Raw genomic sequence first — 22,377 nt, 5'->3', positions numbered from 1 at the left:
TCTCTCCTATCTGCTTGTCACATGTTTGGCATCGACCGATGCACCCTCAAAACAAAACTCTTTTCCCGATATCACAATCGCATCGCTAGCATCTATAACGCCATGTAAAATTTCCGTAAATTTTTTGTCTCGAACTCCTGTTTTGATGACTACTTTTCTAACTTTTTGATTCCCAACTACATAAATAAAAGATTCCCCTTTTATGTTGCCTACGGCTTCATTAGGAACACAGAGAGTGTTTTTATGCCCATTAATCGGAATTTCAACCTTGGCGTACATTCCTGAATGGATTTTAAAATCTTTGTTTGGAATGTCTATTTGCACTTCCATCGTTTTTGTCTCTTCGTTTAAACCAAAAGAGGTGCGGGAAATTTTAGCACTGAAATTCTGAGTCGGCAATTCCGGAAAAGTAATATTTGCTATCATCCCCTTATGAATAAGCGGGGCGTCCGTTTCTGGGACATCGACGCTCAAACGGATTGGGTTAATATCTTGAATCTCAAACAGTGCAACGGCATTTGGGTTATTTAACCCATTTTGAATCATAGAACCCTTATCGGCAAAGCGCTGGATTATAACCCCTGAAAACGGCGCTTTTACTTTTAGATAAGAGGTTTGTATCTCTATGGCATGAAGTTGCGCTCTAAGACTTTCAAACTCGGCTTGAGCATTTTCGACATCGATAACACTAATGAGCTGCGGCGTTTTTTCATAAACACTTTTAAGTCTCTCATAGAGCACTTTTTTACCGTTGAGCTCTGCTTGCAGTTTTGCTTTTTTGCTAAAGAGTTCCGGGTTATCCAATAGGGCAACCGTTGCTCCCTGAGAGATAAAATCTCCAATATCGACCATAGTTTGCTTAAGGTATCCGTCGCTCATGGCAAATATTTTAACCTGCTGATTTGGTTTTGCACTCCCTGCAATTGATATAGAGGCATCAAACTCATGTTTTTGAGGATTGGCGACAAGAACCGTAGGCACTCTTTTTTCTTCTGTCTTCACGACCTCTTTTTGAGCAGCATCGTTTGTACATCCACTGAAAAATAGAATAGTAATGGTTAAAAATGTTATAAGTGAACTCATGTTAATTTCCTTGAGAATTAGATTTTTTATGAAATAAAAAGAACAATATAGGCACAATAAACAGCGATAAAACCGTTGCAGCTGCAACTCCGCCTATGATGGCGCGAGCCAACGGAACATTGGCTTCTCCGCCCGTTTCGTACCCAAGCGCCATGGGCACCATAGCCAAGATGGCAACCGTTGCCGTCATAATAATAGGGCGGAAGCGGTTCGCAACCCCCTCTTTAATTGCTTCGTGCAGATTTTTGCCTTCATTGTAAAGATTGTTCATTTTATCAACGAGCAGATTGCTATAGGCAACGGTAATTCCCACCATCATAATGATCCCCATCATAGATTGTATATTAAGATAAGTATCTGTTGCCAAGAGCATTGCAACAACACCGATAAGTCCCAAAGGGATAACTGCGATAATAATTAGCGGTAGAGTAAATGAGCGCAGCAGCGGAACAATAACCAGATAGACAAGAAAAACAGCAAGCACCAAACCTAAACCCAGGTTACTAAAGCTCTCCTTCATGCTTTGTATCTCCCCTTTTATCTCTACTTTATACCCATCAGGAATCTCTTTGCGCAACTCTTGGAGCTCCTGCTCTACTTCGGTTGCAACTGAGCCGATGTCTCTTCCCTCAACATTAGCATACACATCTGTAACGCGTTGCAAATCGAGATGATTAATCTCAATAGGAGCCGATGTAAGAGATGTCGTTGCAATATTTTTAAGCTGTGTTATTTTTCCGTTTGTTCCCATCATGGTAATGTTCTCAACAGATTTTGGGTCATCTAACTCTATTTCAGGGTAAGTAACTCCGACATAATAGTGATTACCGTTTTTTTCATCTATCCAAAACGATGGCTTAAAATTGACCGAGGAGTTGAGAGCTGAAACTGTATTTTTAACAACCTCGTCTGCATTTATTCCCAACATTGCCGCTTTTGTTCTGTCAATGTCGACTTTAATTTCCGGATGGTCATAACGCTGATGGATACGAACATCCTCAGTGCCTCGTATGTTTTGAACAATTTCACGCACTCTTACTGCAATCTCATGAGCCTTATGCAAATCATTGCCTATTATTTGTATATCAATCGGCGATGGAAGTCCAAAGTTAAGTGCACTCGTTATAATCCCGCCTGTGTTAAAAATAAATCCGACTCCGGGGAACTCCTCTTTAAGTTTTACACGCAGACGCTTCACGTACTCCACGGTTTTGGTCGCATGATGCTCTTTGAGTTGTACTGATATAGTACTGTCTTGCGTTCCTGAGTTAGAGGTGTATGCTGCGGGCCAGTCATTGAGGACTCCCATGTTTGAGACAATCAGATTTACATCATCGCCTATCTCTTTTTTAATAAAATTCTCAATGCTTGTTATAGTCTTCTCCGTACTCTCAAGCCTTGTTCCGCTTTCCATACGTACATCCATAGAGATTTGACCTACATCCATTTGCGGAAATAACTCTCGTCCGATTTTTTGAAATCCAAATAAAGAAAGGAGAAACAGTGCTAAAACCATGCCTAAAATCAGCCATCGCATTTTAAGTACACCGTCCATGGTTTGGACATAGCCATGAGTGAGGGCTTCAAACCCTTTTTCAAAAGCACCCAGAAAACCTTTTGGCTTCTTCTTTTCGTCGAAACCTTTAAAAAAAGCAGCCGCCATGATGGGAACAAGCGTCATTGAAAAAAATCGAGAACCGATCATCGCCAAGGAAACAGTGATTGCCAAGGGAGCGAATAAGAACTTGGAGATACCAGTCAAAAAGAGAATCGGGAAGAAAACAATGATAATAGTCAAGGTTGTCACCAGTACAGGAAGAGCAACCTCTTTGGCTCCGTCATACGCCGCTTGAGCCGATGTTTTGCCCAATTTTAGATGTTTGTCGATATTTTCCAGCACAACAATACTGTCATCCACCAGCAATCCGATAACCAAAGCGATACCGCCCAGCGTGATAGAATTGATAGTGTCGCCCGTAAAATAGAGCCCAATAAACGCAAACATAACAGAGAGCGGAATACTAAGTGCAACAATAAAGGTAGAGCGTATGTTTCCTAAAAAAAGAAGCAGCGCCGCTGAGACTAATATTAGCCCAATAGCGCCCTCTTTGATAAGTCCGTCAATCGAATTGCGTACATAACTTGACTGATCAAGGATGACATCAAGATTTATGGATGCAGGCAGACGCTCTTTAAGATCGGAGAGCTTGTCTTTAACCGCATTTACGGATGCAATAGTGTTCGCACCCGTACGCTTGTAAATAGGAATGTAAACTTGCCGCTTGCCGTTGATATGAACAACATTGGTTTGAATAGCGCTGGAATCTTTGGCGTAACCGATATCTTTGAGAAATATAGGTGCGCCGTTTGAGCCTATTTTGATAACCATGTCGTTAAAATCATCCACCTTGGGCAGCATTCCATTGGCATTAACACTATAGTTGATATTTCCAATATTTACATCGCCCGTGGGTATCATGACATTGTTTTTTTGCAAGGCGTTTAAAACATCGCTTTGAGAGAGATTGTATGCCTGTAATTTTTGGGGATAGACATACATAAAAATTCGGCGAAGTTTTCCTCCATACACGGCAGGAGCGATAATTCCATCAACAGAACCTAGCAAATTTCGCAATTGAAAATAGGCAACATCATAAAGCTCTTTCTCGCTCATGCTCTCACTGCTAACCGCTAGCAGCGCCAGAGGAGTTGAAGCCGTCGGATCATAAGGCATAACCATCGGAGGAACGGTTCCGGGCGGAAGATAGTACAAGTCCGACATTGCCAATGAAGTAACCTGCGAAAGGGCTGTATTTGGGTCTGTGTTTTCGCTAAAGAAATCTTTAACAATGCTAACCCCAATCATACTTTTGCTTTCTTGTTTTACAATCCCGTTTGACTGGCCGGTCCAGCGCTCAAGACGACTTGTTATGTCTTTTTCCATTACTTCAGCAGGCATTCCAGGATAAAGCGTTAAGACCTGAACCGCGGGGGTATTGTAGCTTGGTAAAATATCCACGGGAAGCCGCGCTGTGACAATAACGCTAATAACTGCGATAAGCAGTGACAAAACAACAATAAGATGTTTGTTTTTAAAAGCTAAATCTAGCATAATTATTCCTTTAACTATTATAGTTAAGCAATAGTACATGTCTAAAGTGCCTACAAAGTGCTTTTACCTCTTTAAGAGAGACTCAATATCTTTTTTCACTTTTTCAAACTCTGTGTCGTAGCTAAAACAACTGTTTATCTTGCATGCCAGATACTCATCTGCATCATAAACATACCTGTAAACAAAGGGGTACTTTATGTCGTTTGCATCAAAACTATCCAAATTACTCTTTGTTGATTTTATAAAGATGGGCTCATATTCAAACATAAGAGATGCTAGCGTGGCAGTTGGATAACTTGAGGGGCTTGCATTTATCGTAGCGCTATAGAGCTCTGCTATCTCTTTTGCCATCGCAAACTTTTTCATATCAGCCAAAACGGTGGCGTAATTTAAAAGGTTGATACTTTGCTGTGCCAACGCACTTGCGTAGGCTCTTTCGCTTATGTCTGCGTATGTTACAAAGCCGTCGTTTGACTCCAACCATCTGCCCTCTCTATAAAAGAGTGTTATACTTTTTTCAACAATCTCTTTGTAGAGCTTAAAATATCTCTGCTCTAAAGTCGCCTGATACGCCTCAAAAAGAGCGCTTGTCAAAAAAGCATAATCCTCAAGCAGAGCCTTTTGCGTAGGTTTTACATTTGGAACACTCTGGTGATAAAGTTCACCCTCTACATACATCTTTTCAAGCAGCGCATCAAGAGATTTTTTTGCTTGCATGACGTACTTTTTATCCGCTATTGCGGCTTTAAACTTCCCTTTGATGTAGAGTGCGTTCCAAGCGGTGTTTATTTTATTGTCCACAAACGGATACTCTCTTGTTTTGCGCATCTCCAAAAGCAGCTCTTTTGCCCTTTGAAGAGCTTTTGGCGCGACATCTGCCGTGATATGCGGATTGCTCAAGTGCCCCTCAAAGTTTCCATCTTCCGTTATTCCCAGATACCCAAGTGCAGCGTTTATCACCGACTCTTTTAAACCTCTTTTTTTGAGATACTCAAACGCTTCGTCGTGCTCATAGACAAAGTAAAATCCTTCCTCATTTTTTCCTTCGCGGTTTTTGCTATCGGCATTGCTTGCGCTCATGTAGACGCCGCCGATTTGAAATCTTTTATCCATTTGGGCGATTGTCTCATCTATGATTTTTTTATAGAGCGGGTTTTTAGTATGTTTGTATGCCAAAGAGTAGGCTTCAAGAAGTTCTCCGTTTGTGTAGAGCATCTTCTCAAAATGGGGAATCTGCCACTTCTCATCGACCGTATATCTGTAAAAACCGCCCTCTATCTGATCGTAAATCCCGCCTTTTGCCATAGCGTCCAACGCGCTAAGCGACATGTCAAGACTCTCTTTGTTTTTTGTTATCTCGTAAAGTTTCAGAAGCAGTATGATTTTTGAAGCCTCGGGAAATTTCGGTCGATTTGAAAAACCGCTGTTATTAAAGTCGTAATATGATTTAAAGTCGCTGATAGTTTTGTTTGCAAGACCTGACATAAGCTGGGCTTTGTGATTTGAAAACTTTTGGCTCTGCTCAACCGACAAAAGCACTTTTTCGCCCATCTGGGCTAATTTTTGATGAGAAATTGTTGCAACGCTGTTTATAATATCCATTAAACCACGAGAACCGTAACCTGCGGACAAAGGAACATAAGTTCCGCTAAAAAAGGGCTTTTTATCAGCCGTCATCATAATTGTCAAAGGCCAGCCACCGCCTTTGGAGTTCATGGTTGCATAGACCTTTTGATAATATGCGTCTATATGCGGAAGCTCCTCTCTGTCGACTTTTATGCTTATGAAATATTTGTTAAGCAGTTTTGCGAAATGCTCGTTTTCAAAACTCTCATGTGCCATTACATGACACCAGTGACATGTAGAGTACCCAATGGAGAGGAAGATAAGTTTGTTCTCTTTTTTAGCCTTAAGAAATGCCTCCTCGCCCCAAGGGTGCCAATCAACGGGGTTATCCTTGTGCTGCAAAAGATAAGGCGATGTCTCTTTAGCCAAGCTGTTTGAAGCTGCTGCCGACTCCCTAAAGAGAACAAAAAAAGATAAAAAGAAAATAAGTGTTATAATTTTCATAAATTACTCCTGCATTTGAGATTACATTATAATGATAATAGACAAAAGTGCCGCTAAAGTGCTGAGAGATTAGGTAAAGATGAAAATACTGCTTTTAGAAGACGACGAATTTATCTGCAAAGAGATACAAAACTATTTTGAGTTAAATGACCATCAGGTTGACTATTTTCATGATGGGGAAGCGCTTTTAGATAACGCTCTCTTGCAAAACTACGACATATTTTTGCTCGACATTAACACGCCTAAAAAAAACGGTTTTGAGACGCTTAGAGAGATTCGCAAAGAAAACATAATGACTCCCGCAATCTACATAACTGCCCAAAGTGATATAGAACATGTCAAAAGAGGGTATGATTTAGGGTGCAGCGACTATGTAAGAAAGCCTTTTTTGCTTGAAGAGTTGGAGCTTAGAATCAGTCAGATTCTTTATCAAGATACGGCGAAAAACAGTGTAAAAATCAGCGAGAATTATCATTTTAATCTTAGCACTATGGGGCTTTTTTACAAAGATGAAGTAGTTGATTTAACCGGACATGAAAAAAAACTTCTTTATATTTTAAGTAAAAACATCAACCAAATTATAACCACCGATATTTTAAAAGATTACATTTGGGACAACAAAGAGGTGCAAGACAACACACTAAGAACACAGATAAAAAAATTGCGCGCTAAACTGCAAGATAACTTCATACTCAATGTACGAAATGCAGGGTACAAGATAAGCAGCTATGAATAAACTAAAATTTGGCATCAAGCTTTTTCTCTCCTACATCATCTTTACGCTTATCCTAATCCTCTCTATCGCCGTTGTGCATCTCTATTTTTCAAAAGAGCAGCAAACACAGCAGTTTTTAAAAGAGGCAAAGCTTCAAAGCGGTGAGAAAAAAGAGAAGTTTGATGCACATATAAAGATGAAAAAAGATGCGCTACTCGCCGTTTCGCAAAATGAGCAGTTTTTAGATTTTACGTTTAAAGCAAAAGAGAACTATTTTGTAGATCTGCTCTTTTTAACGCTGATGGAGGCGAATAAAGATTACATGCAGATGCGTTATATAGATAAAAATGGTTTGGAGCTTTTGAGGTTTGAGAGAGACAAAGAGTCGCAAAAAATCAAAAAAACGCCAAATCTGCAAGACAAGGCACAGAGAGACTATTTTCAAGAGGTCTTAAAAATGGGGCAAAATGAGGTTTTTATCTCAAATATCAACCTTAATGTAGAACATGAAAAAGTGGAAATTCCGCATAAATCTGTAATTCGATTTGCCACGCCTATCTACCGCAATGAAAAATTTATGGGAATCTTAATCATCAATGTTTTTATGGACGCATTTTTACAAAACCTTATTAGTTCCACACTTTATGATATCTCTTTAGTAAATGAAGAGGGCTACTTTATAAAGCACCACAAACAGGAGCTTGCGTGGACAAAAGCTAACATAAAAGATGAGGCAAGAGAGAAAAAACATCTTTTGCAGCCGCTTTTTGTAGGGGAACATAAGGTAGATATGCTACTAGTTGAAAATGAGGCAACCCTACAAAAAACAAAAAGCTATAACAATAAAATGATAGGCGTTATCCTTCTTTTTGCCGTCATTATGGCGCTTCTCTTTACCGTTATCTTTACAAAAGCGCTTAAAAATATATTTGATTTGGTTGCACTTCAAGCGCAAAGACTCGACACTCTGCTTCAAAGCCAAAGCAAACTTGCAGAACTCGGAGAGATGGTGGCAAACATCGCCCATCAATGGAGACAGCCGCTCACAAGAGTTTCACTTATCCTGCAAAACCTTAAAGCGTTTAAGGCAAAAGAGAAAATGAGCGACGAGGTGTTTAACGACTCTATGCAAAATGCGCTCTCTCAAATAGAGTTTATGTCAAACACCGTCGATAACTTTAGAGATTTTTATAAAAATGATACAAATAAAGTCGAGTTTTTTATAGAAGATGCACTGCAAAGTGTTTTAAATATCATCGGTGAACCCATAAGACACTCAAACATCAAACTATCCATCAACTCCTCGCAAAAAACTACTCTCTTAGCAAATAAAAATGAGTTTTCTCAAGTCTTGCTCAACCTAATCGTCAACGCCAAAGACGCTATAAAAGAGAGAGCTGTGCAAGAGGGTAAAATCGATATCAATATAAGAGAAGAAAACGGCACTATAATTATCGAAGTTTGCGATAATGCTCTGGGTATAGAAGATGAACTAAAAGAGAAGATATTTGACCCCTACTTTAGTACAAAAAGAGATAAGGGAACAGGAATCGGGCTCTATCTGGCAAAGACAATTATAGAGGATAAAATGGGAGGAAAACTAAGCGTAGATAACTCCCAAGAGGGAGCTGTTTTTACAATTAAGCTCTAAGAAATTTTTTATTTATCTTTTGAAATTGCGTCAAGCACGCCATTGATAAACTTCGGCGACTGCTCCGTTCCAAATGCTTTTGTGATCTCAACCGCTTCGTTTATAACCACCGCAGAGTCAAGTTCGCCAAAAAGTATCTCATAAGTTGCAAGTCTGAGTGTTGCTCTCTCGATGGCTCCGAGTCTCTCAAAATCCCAATCCTTTAGATGTTTAACTATTGCCACATCAACTGGCTCTATATTTTTCATAACACCCTCATAAAGAGTGAGTGCGAAATCTTTTTGCTTGTTGCGAATCTTCTTCTCTTCTAAAATCTCATCCGTATGTTCTGCAATGTTTCCGTTGCCTAAATCAAATGCGTACAATAAACTTACAACTGCCATTCTGGCTTGATGTCTTGTTGCCATGATTATAGGTTCTCATAAAGGTCTAACATCTCAATAACAACCGTCATCGCTTCAAAACCTTTGTTACCCGCTTTTGTGCCTGCTCTCTCGATAGCCTGTTCAATTGTGTCAGTTGTCAAAAGCCCGAATGATACAGGTTTTTGATACTTTAGGCTCATTGTCGCTATCCCTTTTGTAGCCTCAGCCGAGACATAATCAAAGTGAGGAGTTGCCCCACGGATAACAGCGCCAAGTGCACAAATTGCGTCATATTTTTTGCTAGCCAGAAGCTGGTCAACTATCATCGGAAGTTCAAATGCTCCCGGAACCAAAACATGTGTCAAATCAGCATCGTCTCCGCCGTGACGTGCGAATGCATCTTTTGCGCCCTCAACAAGTCTATCAACAATAAAGTGATTCCATCTTGTACTTACTATCGCAATTTTCTTGCCATTTACTACTTTTAATTTGCCTTCGATTAAATTCATTCTATATCTCCCGTATTTTTTTAATTTTGTTTATCAGAGCTTCTAGCTCATCTAGTTTTATCATATTTGGTCCGTCACTAAGTGCTATGCTTGGGTCAAAGTGCGTCTCAAAAAAGAAACCGTTCACGCCGACTGCTGCTGCCGCTTTAGCCAAATATGGCACCATTGTTCTGTCTCCGCCCGTTTTTCCGCCAAGTGCGCCCGGAGCTTGAACAGAGTGAGTTGCATCAAAAATAGTCGGTGCAAACTCTCTCATAATAACCAAAGAGCGCATATCTACGACAATGTTTCCGTAGCCAAAAGAGCTTCCTCTCTCACACAGATAAACTCCGTGTCTTTTTGAAGCCTCATAGCTAACCTCATCACAGCCGCGGGTTTTAAGCACTTTTGCCACAGAGTAGCGCATATCGGGCGGATTTATGAACTGCCCTTTTTTTATGTTCACCTCTTTGTCCGTCTCTGCACAAGCGACAAGCAGGTCTGTTTGACGACATAAAAATGCAGGGATCTGAAGCATATCGACAACTTCGGCAACGGCGGAGACTTGATGCGACTCGTGCACATCAGTAACTACTTTATAGCCAAAATCGTTTTTTACCTTCTCTAAAATTCTAAGTCCCTCATCTATCCCTAAACCGCGAAAACTATCTAGTGATGTACGGTTTGCTTTGTCAAAACTTGATTTAAAATAGAAATCGATTGTATTGTCATTTTGATAAATCTCTAAAGCCTTAGCGATTTTAAAAATATTCTCTTCGCTCTCTATGACGCAAGGTCCGGCGAGTAATTTCATCTGTTTGCCTTATAAAAAATAGAAAGTGATTATAGCATAATGAATTTAATCTAAAATCATTTTGCTTTTGCCACCATGATTCCTGCCGCTACGATAAGAAGTATCCCGCATGCAGTTACAATGCTTGGGAGCGCATCTCCGAGCATAACCCCGACCAAGATCGCAAAGACTATATTTGTATAACTCACCGCTCCTACTATTCCCGCTTTTGTCTCGCCGTACGCCTTTGTCATGTAGAACTGTGAGAGTGTTCCCAAAACTCCAAGCCCGATTACGTAGAGCCATACAACCCCGCTTGGAAGCACGAACTCTCCCATCATAAAATCTAGCTCGGCTATATAAAAGTAGTGCGAGAGTACAAAAAGCAGTATCGGTCCTACGGTTCCTACAAGCGTAAATGAGAGGACTATCATCCTTGTATCGTAGTAGTTTCTAAGCTCTCTTACCGAAGTGTATGCAAGCGCGGCTCCAACTCCGCTAAAGATCCCAAGCAGGTCATACTTACTAAAACCGATCCCGCTTGGCTGAGCTATAAGAACTATTCCTCCAAAACCTATAAATACCGCTATCCAAGAGCTAAAAGAGAGCTTTTCGCTTAAAAATAGCCATGCAAATATCGCCGTAAAAATAGGTGCCGTTTTTGAGTATGTCACGGCATCTCCAAGCGGTATATGGGCAATATTGTAAAAGTATGCCAAAAGTGCCAAAAAACCCATCATACCTCTAAAAAATAGCAAAAGAGGTCTGCCGCCCTTGCTTACCATAGGAGTTTTATAGAGTGCATAACCTATAAAGATAACACCGAATATATTTCTAAAAAACACAACCTCAAGCGAGCTCATATGCTCCGAAGCGAGCTTTGCAAACGCACCCATGATCGCAAACAGGAATGATGCAAAGAGCATATATTTGACGCCATTATCTAATTCTTTTAATCTTTTCATGAATGGAAGTATACCAATCTTTTTTAATTCAAATTGGTTATAATATCTTATATACGTGGAGGAAGTTGTATGTCACTACGGGTTATGGCTCTTTTAATCTACCCTTTTCTAACTATCTTTGCAGCAGCTCAGGAGACTACAACACAACATACTACCGAACAGTACATAGATGAAAAACATAAGCAATTTTCAAGTTATGTCGTTAAAGTCTTTGACAATATCGACAGCAGTATCAGCCGCTGGGTTCAAGAGTCTGACGACAATAAAACAGGCGAAGATGAAGCAATAACCAACATAGACAAATTTTTTAAAGATGAGAAGTTTATAGAAGAGACACAGAGAAGTTTTTTGCGCATACGTCTCGGCGCCGAATTTCAATCAAAAGCTGATGAAGATTACAACTATAAGATAAGAGCGCAGATACCTCTTAACAGAACAAAAAAGGGCTTTCAGCTCTTTATCGAAGATACCGAAAAGAGCTACTTTGATCCTGAGAGTTCTACGGAAGTTAAAGAAAGCAACACTGCTGTGGGAGTAAACTTTTTTGCTCCTATGTACAAAGATATCAAATCGAAATACTCTATTGGAATCAGCAGCTTGACCCCCTACGCAAAAGCAAGATACTCTAAAGATTTTAAGCTTGAGAATTGGGTTATTCAGCCGACTCAGCAATTTAAATACTCACTTAAGTCAGAATGGAGCGAGGAGACAAATCTCTACTTTAACAGAGCACTTGATGAGCGTTCTCTCTTTAGAACGACTCTGCATCGTAAAACGCAATCTCATGTAGACGGCTTCGACTATGCAGTTACTTTTTCATACTATTTTACACTCTCACACAAAAAAGGTTTTAGCATATCACAGCAATTTTGGGGCAACTCAAAATATAAGTGCGAAGTCGCACCACAAGATTACAACGGCATAAGCAATTACTCAACATTTATATCATGGCGTCAAAATATTTTCAAAGAGTGGATTGCACTCGAACTCGGTCCAGCTATAAGCTTTCACAGGCAGTACGAGTATGAGCCCAATTACATCTTTGTGTTTAATGTAGATTTCTATTTTGGAAATATTTAAATAGATTCTACACTATAATTTCATATTATAATAAAATATAAAATTTGATATAATACACCAATAGATGAAGGAGTTTTTTATGAGATATGTTTTAATACTTTTTTTGCTTACAAGCTCCCTTTTTTCAAAAGATATTTCAACACGATATGACGTACATGTAAGCCTTTTAGGAAATGTAGGTTACGCAGATGTAACGCTAAGAGAGTCGGGAGATACGTACGAGATAAAACTTGTAGCAAATACCGCTGGGGTTGCGGCTGCACTTTTAAAAGATAGGGTTGAGACATTTACAAGCAGGGGCAGAGTTGTTGATGGCAGATATATTCCAGATATTTTCATAGCATCCAAAGTGACAACAAAAAGATCAAGAGTCCAGACCTACTACTTTGACCATGAAAAAAAAGAGATAAATTTGATAGAAGAGAAAACTAAACTAGTGAACAAGACAAGGTTTGATCCAAAAACCTTTAAGATCAAATCCGAAGAGGTAAGCGAAAACTCCGTAGATGAGACTATTTTAGATGTTTATAAAGATGCGGACGTGCTCAGTGCATACCTCAATACAAAAACTATCTGCAACTCTGCAGAACAGTGTTATAAACTTGTAGCGGTAGGCGCACATGATGAAAAGAACAATATAACCGTCTCCTGTTTAAAAGGATTACAGAGAGAAGCAGCAATAATCAACTTTTCTGAAGAGATACAAGATATTTACAATCTGAACGTAGAACCGTTTGACAAAGATGATGAAATAGTCGACGTACTTGTGGCTTTTGATAATGATGGACTCTTAAAAGAGGCATATTTGGGCGAAGTCTTTTGGATAGGAAAAATTACCGCAAAAAGAGTCTACCACAAGATCAGCAGCAACTAACTGCCAATAAACTCAAAGGATAATAATGGGAAATATAATCGTACTGGCTATTTTAGCCGCATTTTTTTACTGGATATTTAAAAGCTACTCAAGATACACACTCTACTCACAGGAGGCATTTAAGAACTTCTCTATCTCCAAAGAGTCTCTGCAAAACAGTGAACTTGGTCTCTTTGTAGCCCTTGTAGCAAAAGTGGCAAAGGCTGATGGAAGAGTAGATGCGCTGGAAGCCCAACTAGTAGGAATAATGTTTGATGACATCTCCGCACTTTTTCCGCAGCCGCAAAAGACAAAAGATATACTCAAAGAGATATTTAATGAACACAAAGAGCGCTCTGATGACACAATAGAGATAGCGCATACTTTAGGAAGAGCGATCAAAAGAGATAGAGCCAAACAGCACCAGTTTATGGGATTTTTGATCCAACTTGCTTTTGTTGACGGAGAGGTAAGCAAAAGCGAAGAGGAGATATTGGCATCTATCGCCGAGGCGTTTGAATTTGACCCGAAGAGTTACCATGCAATGTTTGACCAGTTTGAGAAGATGGTTCACAATATAAAGCCAAAAGCAAACATAGGCGACGCATACAGACTCTTAGGAGTAAATGAAGATGACAGCATGGATGTCATCAAAAAGGCATATAGAAAACTGATTCGCGAGTACCATCCCGATATTATCAAGTCTCAAGGCAAAGATGACGCATATATGCAAGAGGCTACGGCAAAAACTCAGGAGATAAACCAAGCGTATGAGATGATAAAGGCGCACAAAAAATAGCGCCGAAAAAGAGGAGAGAGCTTATCTTAAAAAATCTCTCTCCCAAAAAAAGTCGATCCATCCATCTGCTTCATTTATCCAATAATGAGGCTCATAAACAGATGTTTTTTTGTAAAAAATAGTACATGAGACAAACTCTATATCTTCATATTTTTTTCCCAAATACTCCATAACGGCTTTTAGCGTATCACCGCTGTCTGCTATGTCATCGACTACGAGTACTTTTTTTAAACCATCAAGACGGCAAGCGTCAAAGACTTCGAGCTTATCTCTCTTTACGCTCTTGTCATAAAGCTCTGTTCTTATACTCTGTACCTGACGAATATCAAGCCCCTCTGCCATAGCGTGAGAGAGAGTAAGCCCTCCCCTTGCAACGGCGACTATCGCCTCAAATTGTGAATCTTTGACTCTTTGTATCAAAGATAGTGTATCGATTTTAAAATCATCATAGCTGTAATATTTCATGCGCGTATTATACAACAATAATAAATATCATTTAAGATTAAAACTGATACAATGATTTAGAAAAAAAAGGAGATCTAGAAATGATCAAAACTATTTCATCAATTTTAATGGCAGGCTTGTTTTTATCCCTGATTACTGGATGTAGCAAAGATGCTAAGCCCGAAGAGAGAAGTGTAGATTTTGCTTGTAAGCAAGAGGGAGTTACTGCTCCGAAGTGGACATGTATTCCTAACGTAGAAGATGGGTATGCAGGTATCGGTATAGCTGAAAAGAGTGCGGCGGGAATGGATCATATGAGAAGAGTGGCGATGGCGAATGGGCGTTCAGACCTGGCTCAACAGATCGAATCTCAGGTTAAAGACAAGATCAGTATCTACACCGGAACAACTGGTGTCGGTGCAACAGAGACCGTAGATAAAGCTATCGAGACCGTGACAAAACAGGTCGCAAAAGTTGACTTGGTCGGTTCTAAAGCGGTTGATATGTGGAGTGCCCCATCAGGCGCTATCTATATGCTTGTAACAGTTTCTAAAGATTCTGCAAATGAGCAGATACAAAACAACATCAAGACAAGTTTTAAGAATGATCAGGCTCTCTGGCAGCAGTTTAAAGCTAAAAACGCTCTAGAAGAGCTTGAAAAAGAGTTCCCTGCGGACTAGTAACGGCACAACTACAAAGGGGCGTTTAAGCCCCTGCCTCCCCACAATTTTCTCTACGTAAATCTCGCTTTATTTTATAAATCTAAAATAACTCTTATATTTCGCTATAATTGCGAATAAACTACAAATTTAATTTTCTTCACTTAGGTAACAAATATGAAAAAAATCGCCATTATCGGCCGTCCAAATGTTGGCAAAAGCTCCCTTTTTAACAGACTTGTCAAAAAAAGAGACGCTATTACGTCAGATATAGCAGGAACAACAAGAGATGTAAAAAGAAGAGATGTGCTCATTATGAACAAACAGGCTCTGCTTTTAGATACCGGCGGACTTGACCAAGGGTGTGAGCTCTTTGACAAAATAAAAGAAAAATCTCTTGAAGCTGCAAAAAAAGCGGACATTATACTTTACATGGTAGATGGTAAAAGCATTCCAGAAGAGGATGATAAAAAGCTATTTTATGAACTTCAGACACTCGGCAAAGATGTGGCTCTGGTTGTAAACAAAATCGATAACGACAAACTTAAAGATAATCTTTGGGACTTTTATGAGTTCGGCACGGATGCGATCTTTGGCATATCAGTTGCGCACAACAGAAGCATAGTGCCTCTTCTTGAGTGGCTCTACGACAAGATTCCTGATTCAGATATTATAAAAGATGAAGAAGATGAGGATGATGTAAATATCGTCGATGAAGATGAGAGCGAATTTGAGTTTGATGAGCATAACGAAGAGGATGAGGATGACGGCTTTTTCTATACTGACGAAGAGGAAGAGGAAGATTTTGCAGATGACTCCATATTTGCACAAAACGACAAAATAAAAGAGTTTGATGAGAATGATATAAATCATATAAAGATCTCTATTATCGGGCGTACGAATGTAGGAAAAAGCTCCCTTTTAAATGCTCTGCTTGGTGAAGAGCGTTCCGTTGTAAGCTCTGTAGCAGGAACTACGATCGACCCGATCGACGAGAGTGTCGATTACAAAGGCAAGCAGCTTACATTTGTAGATACCGCTGGACTAAGACGTCGCGGGAAGATCGTCGGCATCGAGAAATTTGCTCTTATGCGCACAAAAGAGATGCTTGAGAACTCTAATATGGCTCTAGTAGTACTTGATGCAAGTGAGCCGTTTTTAGATCTTGATGAAAAGATAGCGGGTCTGGTTGATAGCAACCGTCTTGCATGTATTATAGTTTTAAACAAGTGGGATATTGCTTCAAGAGACGATTACGACAAAATTATTCAAGAGGTTAGAGACAGGTTTAAGTTTCTTGCCTATGCACCTATCATAACACTATCTGCAAAGTCTCATAAAAGAGTTGATAAACTCCATGATATGATACTGGAGATAAACGAAAACTACTCTCAGCGTATTAAGACATCTGAGCTAAACGAAGTTTTAGAAAAAGCGATGAGAAAACATCATCTGCCTAGTATGCACGGACAGATCATAAAAATCTACTACGCAACACAGTATGAGACAAGACCGCCAAAAATTGCTATTGTCATGAACAAACCGCGAGGACTTCACTTTACATATAGAAGATATTTAACAAATAAGCTAAGAGAGGCTTTTAGCTTTAGCGGAACGCCTGTTCTGTTTAAAGCTAAGAAACGCGGGGAGAAGTAAAAAGGGGAAATCCCTTTTTAAAACGGCTTAATAATTACCATCGCCACTATTATCAGAAGCAAAATTGTCGGAACTTCATTATAAGCTCTGAAAAATTTTCCGCTCTTTGTACACTCATCATTTAAAAACTTCACTCTAAAATATCCAAGAGAGAAGAAAAAAGCGATCAAGATAAGAACAAAAAATATCTTTGCGTGAAGCCAACCGTTACCACTGAAACCAAGTTCATAAGCAAGATAGGCACCACTTAAAACGGTAGCCCACATTGCAGGAACTCCAATATATTTGTATATCTTCATCTCCATGACCTTTACCACTTCCACAAAACCCTCATTTTGGATATTTTCGGCATGGTAGACAAATAGACGCGGCAAGTAAAAGAGCACCGCGTACCAGGAGACGAAAGAGAGTATATGGAACCAGACAACCCAGCTGTACATTACTACTCTTCTACAACTACTTCCATATCTTTAATAGAAGCCGCCTTATGTGAAACTATTCTATCATGTAGACGGCGAAGAGCCTTAGTCGCTCTCTCTATCGCAAGATCGATAGCGGTGTCAAGATCTTCATCGCTCTGGTTTATAACAACCGGCTGTGCATGAGCAATATGAATATCAAACTCTACACTGACTCCCTTTTTCTCACTTCTTAGGTTTACGTTAACTGTTGTAATATCGAGTGAATATCTCTTAAAAGCTTCTATAGCTGCTTCTATATGGGCTCTTGTATTTGCTTGTAGAGATACATCTTTTGCATGAATTTGTACATTCATTTTCAATCCTTTATGTAAGTAGTTTTAGCTACTCTATCTGCCTTTATGGTAGCGAAATAAAGCTAAAAAATGTATAATGTCACAAATAAAATTTATAAAGTTTTGGAGTAGAAGTATGAGAGTTTTGACAGGTATTCAGCCATCGGGAGATTTACACATAGGAAACTATTTCGGATCGATCAAACAGATGGTAGAAGCTCAGTCGCAAAACCAGACATTTATGTTCATAGCAAACTACCATGCAATGACAAGCGTAAGTGACGGCAGCCGTCTCAGTGAACTTACAATGCAGTGTGCAACCGACTTTTTAGCACTGGGAATAGATCCTCAAAAGTCTGTATTCTGGGTTCAATCAGATGTAAAAGAGGTGCTTGAGCTATACTGGACTCTCTCATCTTTTACCCCTATGGGGCTACTGGAGCGTGCTCACAGCTACAAAGACAAAACGGCAAAAGGTATTGCGGCGAACCACTCTCTCTTTTCATACCCTGTATTAATGGCAGCAGACATTCTGCTCTTTAACTCCGATGTTGTCCCTGTGGGAAAAGATCAGATACAGCATGTTGAGATCGCTAGAGATATCGCTATTAAATTCAACAATCAATATGGAGATATCTTAACTGTTCCCGAGTTCAGAGTTCAAGAGGAAGTGGCTACCGTTCCCGGCATAGATGGGCAGAAGATGTCAAAAAGCTACAAAAACGTAGTAAATATATTTGGCGAAGAGAAAAGCCAGTTAAAGACCATTAAAAAAATAGTTACAGAGAATGTAGCGATGGAAGAGCCAAAAGAGTATGAGACATGCAACGTCTACAATATGGCAAAGCTCTTTTTAGAGGGTGAAAACCTAAAAGCGCTTCAAGATAGATACAAACAGGGCGGCGAAGGGCATGGGCACTTCAAGATATATCTTGCAGAGGTTATGTGGGAGTATTTTAAAGAGTTTAGAGAAAGGCGCGAATACTTTGAAGCTCACCAAGATGAAGTAAGAGATATCTTAAATATGGGTGCGCTAAAGGCAAAAGAGGCGGCACTTCCTACCATAGAGAAGATAAGAAGCGCTACTGGAATAAGATACTAAATCACTATCTTAGCGATATTGATTTAGATGTTATAAAGAATTTCTGTGACCAGATAGGCTGACTTAAATCCAGCAGAGAGTGGATTTCATCATTTACAAGACGGAAGTAGAGAGTCACTTCAACTCTGTCTGCTCCCATTTGAGTCGGAGCTTTTAACACTCTTTTTCCATTGGCAGGTACGCTTAGATTCTCTGAAGAGCTAACCGCAAGATGAGGGATCGTCGCTTTTCCTCTTTTGTCTTTATAGTGTGTAGTCAAAGAGATCGATTTTGTTTCTAAAACCTCGTAACCGTTCTTAAAAACAAATTCGGCGATTATCTCTCTTGAGCCAAACCCGCTAGGTATATTGTGTGGATTTGGATTTATTATCGATACATAAACCTCTTTTTTCTTCTGCTCTACCTTTAGATCGAGTGCACCTTCCCACATACTATCTGTATGCGCGCCAGGAAATGTATGACCCCTTACTTCTCTTGCTCTTGTCTTTCCGTTATCTATTCTCAAAGTTGCTGCAACACCCTGCTTTTTTGACCCCATATGACAATCAACACAAAGTTTATCGCTATTGGCATACTCTTTTTGCATATCTACAAAAACAAAATCGGAAACTGATCTATCATTTGCATGACATACAAAACAGAGTTTATTGGGATCTGTATCCATATAATCTCTGTGCTCTACTTTATGATAAGGCGAATTGGCATCATCATACGGCCCGACCATTACTCCGGATTTTGTCCACTCTATACGGTTTATTCCTCTAACCGTCTCATCTTTGTCAGAGTGTATCGCACCTATATTATGGCAAACAACACAGTTGATACCTTCACTTATCGCATCACTCTGTAATGCTTTTTCTACCTCAGAATCTTTGTCAAACCCCATGACCGCCAATATCTCATGTTCAATATCAGTGCTTGTAACGGATATTCTCGGATTGTGGCACATTGCGCATTGAACCTGTACACCGCTTAGGCTTTTTCTTGTTTTTTTACTGACATAATCAGTGGTCGCATTAAAGTACTCATTGTTTTCATAGTGGCTTTTTGAGTGCCAAGACTGCTCCCACTCTTTAACTATATGCATATGACACGTTTTGCACTTTGAGGAGTCTTTAAATCTCTCATCGATCTCAACCGGTTTTGCTCCAAAGAGAGTCGTTGTCAATATTGCAGTAATTATTAATAATTTTTTCACTAATTTATCCTCTTTTTTTATCTAGCCAGACCATTAGACCCTTTTGGGCATGTAGTCTGTTTTCTGCCTCTTTAAAGACTATATCTGAGTGCTTTTCAAAAAGCTCTTCGCTAACTTCTAAGCCTCTGTAAGCAGGAAGGCAGTGCAAAAACTTAGCCCCCTCTTGCGCAAGAGACATCATCTCATCATCAACCATAAAACCTTTAAAAGTCTTAATGCGCTCCTCTTTTTCACTCTCCTGCCCCATAGAGACCCAAGTGTCTGTCGTAACCACACTCACACCCGCAACCGCTTCCTTTGGGTCGTTCATTAGCTTGATGATCGCACCGCTCTCTTTTGCAATAGCAAGAGCCTCTTGAAGTATTTTACTGTCCGGTTCATAACCTTTTGGAGTAGCGACTCTAAGCTCAAATCCAAGTTTTGCAGCAAGCATCATCCATGAATGAGTCATATTGTTTCCATCACCCACATATGCAGCGACTATGTTCTTATCCATACCATACTCGACTAGGGTCATATAATCCGCTAGAAGCTGTACTGGGTGGTATGAGTCTGTCAGACCGTTTATTACAGGGACTTTTGAGCAGCGTGCAAACTCCTCTATCATAGAGTGCTCAAAAGTTCTTATCATCACCATATCGCACATACCGGATATTACGCGCGCAGTATCTTTCACAGGCTCCCCGCGACCTAAGTGAATATCACGGTTTGACAAAAAAAGCGCATGACCGCCTAGCTGAAACATTCCTGTCTCAAAGCTGACACGCGTTCTTGTAGAGCTCTTCTCAAATATCATGGCAAGTGTTTGATTTTTAAGCTCTTGATTGTAAATTTTTGCTTTTAGATTTTTCTTGATTAAGAGTCCCGTCTCAATGATCTCGAGAATCTCCTCTTTTGTAAAATCTTTTAGTGTTAAAAAATGTCTCAATATTTTCCCCAAAAGTTAAATAAGCTGCAAGTTTATAGTAATTTTCTTTAAGATTGCTTTTGCAGCATCTTTGCAACCTCTTTTGCGTGGTAGGAGATGATTATGTCCGCACCAGCTCTTTTAAAACTAACCATAGTCTCCATAACTACTCTTTCATAGTCTATGAGATTATTTGCTCCAGCCATCTTGAGCATTGCGTACTCTCCGCTTACATTATAGACAGCCATCGGAAGAGAAGTATTATCTTTTATCTCTCTTACTATGTCAAGGTATGCAAGAGCAGGCTTTACCATAAGTATATCAGCGCCCTGAAGCTCATCGGATATGCTCTCCGCTACAGCTTCTCTTCTATTTGCGGGGTCCATCTGGTAAGATGCACGGTCTCCGAAACTTGGGGTCGATTCCGCCACATCACGGAAAGGTCCGTAGTAGCCTGAAGCAAACTTTGTCGAGTAGCTCATAATAGGAAGATTTTCATATCCTGCGCTATCAAGCGCATCTCTTAATGTAGATATAATACCATCCATCATTCCAGAAGGTGCGATCATATCTGCACCCGCTTTTGCATGAACGATAGCCTGTTTTGCAGATATTTCAAGAGTAGCATCGTTGTTTACTGTCTCAAGTTTTTCGTCTATAATTCCGCAGTGCCCGTGATCAGTATATTCGCAAAAACAGAGATCTGTTACGACAAACATATCCGGATGTGCCTCTTTTACAGCGCGTATTGCTTTAGCGATGATTCCATGTTCGCACAAAGAGTCGGAACCTATTGAGTCTTTTACATCAGGAATTCCAAACAGTATGATCGAGTAAAGCCCCAATTTCTTTATCTCGTCGCACTCTTTTAAAACCTCGTCTATGCTCATCTGATATACCCCCGGCATTGACGCAACCTCAGTTTTAATCCCCTCGCCGCTTCTTACAAAAAGCGGATATATAAAATCATTAACGGTTACGTTCGTCTCACGAACAAGTGAGCGAAGATGGGAGTTTAGGCGGGTTCTACGAAATCTTTGAAACATTATTAAACCTTTTAAGCTATAATTTTGAAAATATTTTACCGTTTTAAAGTAAAAAACAGGGCATTTTAATTGAATATCAAAATTTCAGAAGTAGCAAATTTACCGACGGAGTTCGGTGACTTTAGAGTTCAAGTCTTTAAAGAAGGCCACAAAGAGCATCTTGTCATTTTCAAAGAGAAACTAGAAGAGATCCCTATAGTAAGGGTACATTCGGAGTGTCTGACCGGTGATGCGATAGGCAGCCTGAAGTGTGACTGCGGAGCACAGCTTGAGTACGCTCTTATAATGGCTTCACAGACAAATGGAATGGTCATCTACCTCAGACAAGAGGGAAGAAATATAGGTCTTTTAAACAAAATAAACGCTTATGCTCTACAAGATATCGGACTAAATACCATAGAAGCAAACCATCAGCTTGGATTTGGAGCAGATGAGAGAACTTACGAGATGGTCACATTTATACTGCACCACTTCAATATACACAAGATCAAACTACTGACGAACAACCCTGACAAAATAAGATCGATCAGCGACATTGAGATAGTGGAGAGAATCCCTATTATTATGAAATCAAACCCTCATAACGAGGCTTATCTAAACGTAAAAAAAGATGGCATGGGGCATCTGCTTTAAAAAA

Annotated in this window: 22 protein-coding genes; 9 read left to right on the top strand and 13 right to left on the bottom strand. The window is 39.8% G+C overall.

The features are described from left to right. Positions 1 to 6: 6 nt before the first annotated feature. The 3 genes from FCU45_RS02165 to FCU45_RS02155 form a co-directional block, all read right to left on the bottom strand. Positions 7 to 1,083: an efflux RND transporter periplasmic adaptor subunit gene (locus FCU45_RS02165; RefSeq protein WP_137011810.1), complete on the bottom strand. Its 1,077-nt coding sequence runs from the start codon at positions 1,081 to 1,083 to the stop codon at positions 7 to 9. Position 1,084: 1 nt separating this feature from the next. After that, the gene (locus tag FCU45_RS02160; protein WP_170175813.1) at positions 1,085 to 4,195 is read right to left on the bottom strand and encodes an efflux RND transporter permease subunit; all 3,111 of its coding nucleotides are present in this window, start codon (positions 4,193 to 4,195) and stop codon (positions 1,085 to 1,087) included. 63 nt (positions 4,196 to 4,258) lie between these two features. Further along, positions 4,259 to 6,265, bottom strand: coding sequence for a thioredoxin domain-containing protein (locus FCU45_RS02155; protein ID WP_137011806.1), 2,007 nt, complete (start codon positions 6,263 to 6,265; stop codon positions 4,259 to 4,261). 79 nt (positions 6,266 to 6,344) lie between these two features. On the opposite strand from FCU45_RS02155, the gene FCU45_RS02150 reads away from it, so the two are divergent. Next, positions 6,345 to 7,001 carry a response regulator transcription factor gene (locus tag FCU45_RS02150; RefSeq protein ID WP_137011804.1) on the top strand — a complete coding sequence of 219 codons (657 nt, stop codon included), beginning with the start codon at positions 6,345 to 6,347 and terminating at the stop codon, positions 6,999 to 7,001. Then, the gene (locus FCU45_RS02145) at positions 6,994 to 8,631 is read left to right on the top strand and encodes a sensor histidine kinase (RefSeq protein ID WP_137011802.1); all 1,638 of its coding nucleotides are present in this window, start codon (positions 6,994 to 6,996) and stop codon (positions 8,629 to 8,631) included. The genes FCU45_RS02150 and FCU45_RS02145 overlap by 8 nt, the downstream gene beginning before the upstream one ends. An 8-nt stretch (positions 8,632 to 8,639) precedes the next feature. Here FCU45_RS02145 and nusB read toward each other — a convergent pair whose 3' ends face one another. Genes nusB through FCU45_RS02125 form a run of 4 tightly spaced genes read right to left on the bottom strand, consistent with a single transcriptional unit; the run spans position 8,640 to position 11,242 of the window. After that, the gene (gene nusB, locus FCU45_RS02140; protein WP_137011800.1) at positions 8,640 to 9,038 is read right to left on the bottom strand and encodes a transcription antitermination factor NusB; all 399 of its coding nucleotides are present in this window, start codon (positions 9,036 to 9,038) and stop codon (positions 8,640 to 8,642) included. A gap of 2 nt (positions 9,039 to 9,040) precedes the next feature. Continuing rightward, positions 9,041 to 9,505 (bottom strand): 6,7-dimethyl-8-ribityllumazine synthase, encoded by a 465-nt coding sequence (gene ribH / locus FCU45_RS02135; protein ID WP_137011798.1) that lies wholly within the window; start codon positions 9,503 to 9,505, stop codon positions 9,041 to 9,043. A gap of 1 nt (position 9,506) precedes the next feature. Next, complete coding sequence (gene kdsA, locus FCU45_RS02130) at positions 9,507 to 10,298, bottom strand: 3-deoxy-8-phosphooctulonate synthase (RefSeq protein WP_137011793.1); 792 nt, start codon at positions 10,296 to 10,298, stop codon at positions 9,507 to 9,509. Between the two features lie 56 nt (positions 10,299 to 10,354). Continuing rightward, positions 10,355 to 11,242 (bottom strand): DMT family transporter, encoded by an 888-nt coding sequence (locus FCU45_RS02125; protein ID WP_188109175.1) that lies wholly within the window; start codon positions 11,240 to 11,242, stop codon positions 10,355 to 10,357. A 69-nt stretch (positions 11,243 to 11,311) separates the two neighbouring features. Here FCU45_RS02125 and FCU45_RS02120 point away from each other — a divergent pair, with 69 nt between their 5' ends. The 3 genes from FCU45_RS02120 (at position 11,312) to FCU45_RS02110 (ending at position 13,974) form a co-directional block, all read left to right on the top strand. Further along, the gene (locus tag FCU45_RS02120; RefSeq protein ID WP_137011789.1) at positions 11,312 to 12,322 is read left to right on the top strand and encodes a hypothetical protein; all 1,011 of its coding nucleotides are present in this window, start codon (positions 11,312 to 11,314) and stop codon (positions 12,320 to 12,322) included. Positions 12,323 to 12,401: 79 nt separating this feature from the next. Then, positions 12,402 to 13,196, top strand: coding sequence for a DUF3108 domain-containing protein (locus tag FCU45_RS02115; RefSeq protein ID WP_170175812.1), 795 nt, complete (start codon positions 12,402 to 12,404; stop codon positions 13,194 to 13,196). Positions 13,197 to 13,221: 25 nt separating this feature from the next. Continuing rightward, positions 13,222 to 13,974, top strand: coding sequence for a TerB family tellurite resistance protein (locus FCU45_RS02110; protein WP_137011785.1), 753 nt, complete (start codon positions 13,222 to 13,224; stop codon positions 13,972 to 13,974). Between the two features lie 21 nt (positions 13,975 to 13,995). Here FCU45_RS02110 and FCU45_RS02105 read toward each other — a convergent pair whose 3' ends face one another. Further along, on the bottom strand, positions 13,996 to 14,439 hold the full coding sequence (locus FCU45_RS02105) for a phosphoribosyltransferase (RefSeq protein ID WP_137011783.1): 444 nt from the start codon (positions 14,437 to 14,439) through the stop codon (positions 13,996 to 13,998). A gap of 80 nt (positions 14,440 to 14,519) precedes the next feature. Between FCU45_RS02105 and FCU45_RS02100 the strand changes: the two genes are divergently transcribed. Together FCU45_RS02100 and der are read left to right on the top strand one after the other, a co-directional pair. After that, positions 14,520 to 15,098, top strand: coding sequence for an LPP20 family lipoprotein (locus FCU45_RS02100; protein WP_137011781.1), 579 nt, complete (start codon positions 14,520 to 14,522; stop codon positions 15,096 to 15,098). Between the two features lie 156 nt (positions 15,099 to 15,254). Then, positions 15,255 to 16,733 carry a ribosome biogenesis GTPase Der gene (der, locus tag FCU45_RS02095; protein WP_137011779.1) on the top strand — a complete coding sequence of 493 codons (1,479 nt, stop codon included), beginning with the start codon at positions 15,255 to 15,257 and terminating at the stop codon, positions 16,731 to 16,733. Between the two features lie 17 nt (positions 16,734 to 16,750). Here der and hemJ read toward each other — a convergent pair whose 3' ends face one another. Together hemJ and hpf are read right to left on the bottom strand one after the other, a co-directional pair. Beyond that, positions 16,751 to 17,173 carry a protoporphyrinogen oxidase HemJ gene (hemJ, locus tag FCU45_RS02090; RefSeq protein ID WP_137011777.1) on the bottom strand — a complete coding sequence of 141 codons (423 nt, stop codon included), beginning with the start codon at positions 17,171 to 17,173 and terminating at the stop codon, positions 16,751 to 16,753. Positions 17,174 to 17,175: 2 nt separating this feature from the next. After that, positions 17,176 to 17,508 (bottom strand): ribosome hibernation-promoting factor, HPF/YfiA family, encoded by a 333-nt coding sequence (gene hpf / locus FCU45_RS02085; protein WP_137011775.1) that lies wholly within the window; start codon positions 17,506 to 17,508, stop codon positions 17,176 to 17,178. A gap of 115 nt (positions 17,509 to 17,623) precedes the next feature. On the opposite strand from hpf, the gene trpS reads away from it, so the two are divergent. Then, positions 17,624 to 18,589, top strand: a complete 966-nt coding sequence (gene trpS, locus FCU45_RS02080) for a tryptophan--tRNA ligase (RefSeq protein ID WP_137011773.1) — start codon at positions 17,624 to 17,626, stop codon at positions 18,587 to 18,589. 4 nt (positions 18,590 to 18,593) lie between these two features. Here trpS and FCU45_RS02075 read toward each other — a convergent pair whose 3' ends face one another. Genes FCU45_RS02075 through hemB form a run of 3 tightly spaced genes read right to left on the bottom strand, consistent with a single transcriptional unit; the run spans position 18,594 to position 21,740 of the window. Further along, positions 18,594 to 19,787 (bottom strand): multiheme c-type cytochrome, encoded by a 1,194-nt coding sequence (locus tag FCU45_RS02075; protein WP_137011771.1) that lies wholly within the window; start codon positions 19,785 to 19,787, stop codon positions 18,594 to 18,596. 4 nt (positions 19,788 to 19,791) lie between these two features. Next, entirely contained in the window at positions 19,792 to 20,715 is a 924-nt protein-coding gene (gene argF, locus FCU45_RS02070; RefSeq protein WP_137011769.1) for an ornithine carbamoyltransferase, read from the bottom strand. A 47-nt stretch (positions 20,716 to 20,762) separates the two neighbouring features. After that, entirely contained in the window at positions 20,763 to 21,740 is a 978-nt protein-coding gene (gene hemB / locus FCU45_RS02065) for a porphobilinogen synthase (RefSeq protein ID WP_137011767.1), read from the bottom strand. Positions 21,741 to 21,809: 69 nt separating this feature from the next. On the opposite strand from hemB, the gene ribA reads away from it, so the two are divergent. Continuing rightward, entirely contained in the window at positions 21,810 to 22,373 is a 564-nt protein-coding gene (ribA, locus tag FCU45_RS02060; protein ID WP_137011765.1) for a GTP cyclohydrolase II, read from the top strand. Positions 22,374 to 22,377 lie beyond the last annotated feature (4 nt).

Source organism: Sulfurimonas crateris, assembly GCF_005217605.1.
In the GTDB taxonomy this organism is placed as follows: domain Bacteria; phylum Campylobacterota; class Campylobacteria; order Campylobacterales; family Sulfurimonadaceae; genus Sulfurimonas; species Sulfurimonas crateris.
This window is presented reverse-complemented; position numbering and strand designations above follow the sequence as displayed.

Excerpts from the sequence above, each read along its gene's own strand:
- FCU45_RS02165 (WP_137011810.1), bottom strand. The coding sequence starts at position 1,083 with ATGAGTTCACTTATAACATTTTTAACCATTACTATTCTATTTTTCAGT.
- FCU45_RS02160 (WP_170175813.1), bottom strand. The coding sequence starts at position 4,195 with ATGCTAGATTTAGCTTTTAAAAACAAACATCTTATTGTTGTTTTGTCA.
- FCU45_RS02155 (WP_137011806.1), bottom strand. The coding sequence starts at position 6,265 with ATGAAAATTATAACACTTATTTTCTTTTTATCTTTTTTTGTTCTCTTT.
- FCU45_RS02150 (WP_137011804.1), top strand. The coding sequence starts at position 6,345 with ATGAAAATACTGCTTTTAGAAGACGACGAATTTATCTGCAAAGAGATA.
- FCU45_RS02145 (WP_137011802.1), top strand. The coding sequence starts at position 6,994 with ATGAATAAACTAAAATTTGGCATCAAGCTTTTTCTCTCCTACATCATC.
- nusB (WP_137011800.1), bottom strand. The coding sequence starts at position 9,038 with ATGGCAACAAGACATCAAGCCAGAATGGCAGTTGTAAGTTTATTGTAC.
- ribH (WP_137011798.1), bottom strand. The coding sequence starts at position 9,505 with ATGAATTTAATCGAAGGCAAATTAAAAGTAGTAAATGGCAAGAAAATT.
- kdsA (WP_137011793.1), bottom strand. The coding sequence starts at position 10,298 with ATGAAATTACTCGCCGGACCTTGCGTCATAGAGAGCGAAGAGAATATT.
- FCU45_RS02125 (WP_188109175.1), bottom strand. The coding sequence starts at position 11,242 with ATGAAAAGATTAAAAGAATTAGATAATGGCGTCAAATATATGCTCTTT.
- FCU45_RS02120 (WP_137011789.1), top strand. The coding sequence starts at position 11,312 with ATGTCACTACGGGTTATGGCTCTTTTAATCTACCCTTTTCTAACTATC.
- FCU45_RS02115 (WP_170175812.1), top strand. The coding sequence starts at position 12,402 with ATGAGATATGTTTTAATACTTTTTTTGCTTACAAGCTCCCTTTTTTCA.
- FCU45_RS02110 (WP_137011785.1), top strand. The coding sequence starts at position 13,222 with ATGGGAAATATAATCGTACTGGCTATTTTAGCCGCATTTTTTTACTGG.
- FCU45_RS02105 (WP_137011783.1), bottom strand. The coding sequence starts at position 14,439 with ATGAAATATTACAGCTATGATGATTTTAAAATCGATACACTATCTTTG.
- FCU45_RS02100 (WP_137011781.1), top strand. The coding sequence starts at position 14,520 with ATGATCAAAACTATTTCATCAATTTTAATGGCAGGCTTGTTTTTATCC.
- der (WP_137011779.1), top strand. The coding sequence starts at position 15,255 with ATGAAAAAAATCGCCATTATCGGCCGTCCAAATGTTGGCAAAAGCTCC.
- hemJ (WP_137011777.1), bottom strand. The coding sequence starts at position 17,173 with ATGTACAGCTGGGTTGTCTGGTTCCATATACTCTCTTTCGTCTCCTGG.
- hpf (WP_137011775.1), bottom strand. The coding sequence starts at position 17,508 with ATGAATGTACAAATTCATGCAAAAGATGTATCTCTACAAGCAAATACA.
- trpS (WP_137011773.1), top strand. The coding sequence starts at position 17,624 with ATGAGAGTTTTGACAGGTATTCAGCCATCGGGAGATTTACACATAGGA.
- hemB (WP_137011767.1), bottom strand. The coding sequence starts at position 21,740 with ATGTTTCAAAGATTTCGTAGAACCCGCCTAAACTCCCATCTTCGCTCA.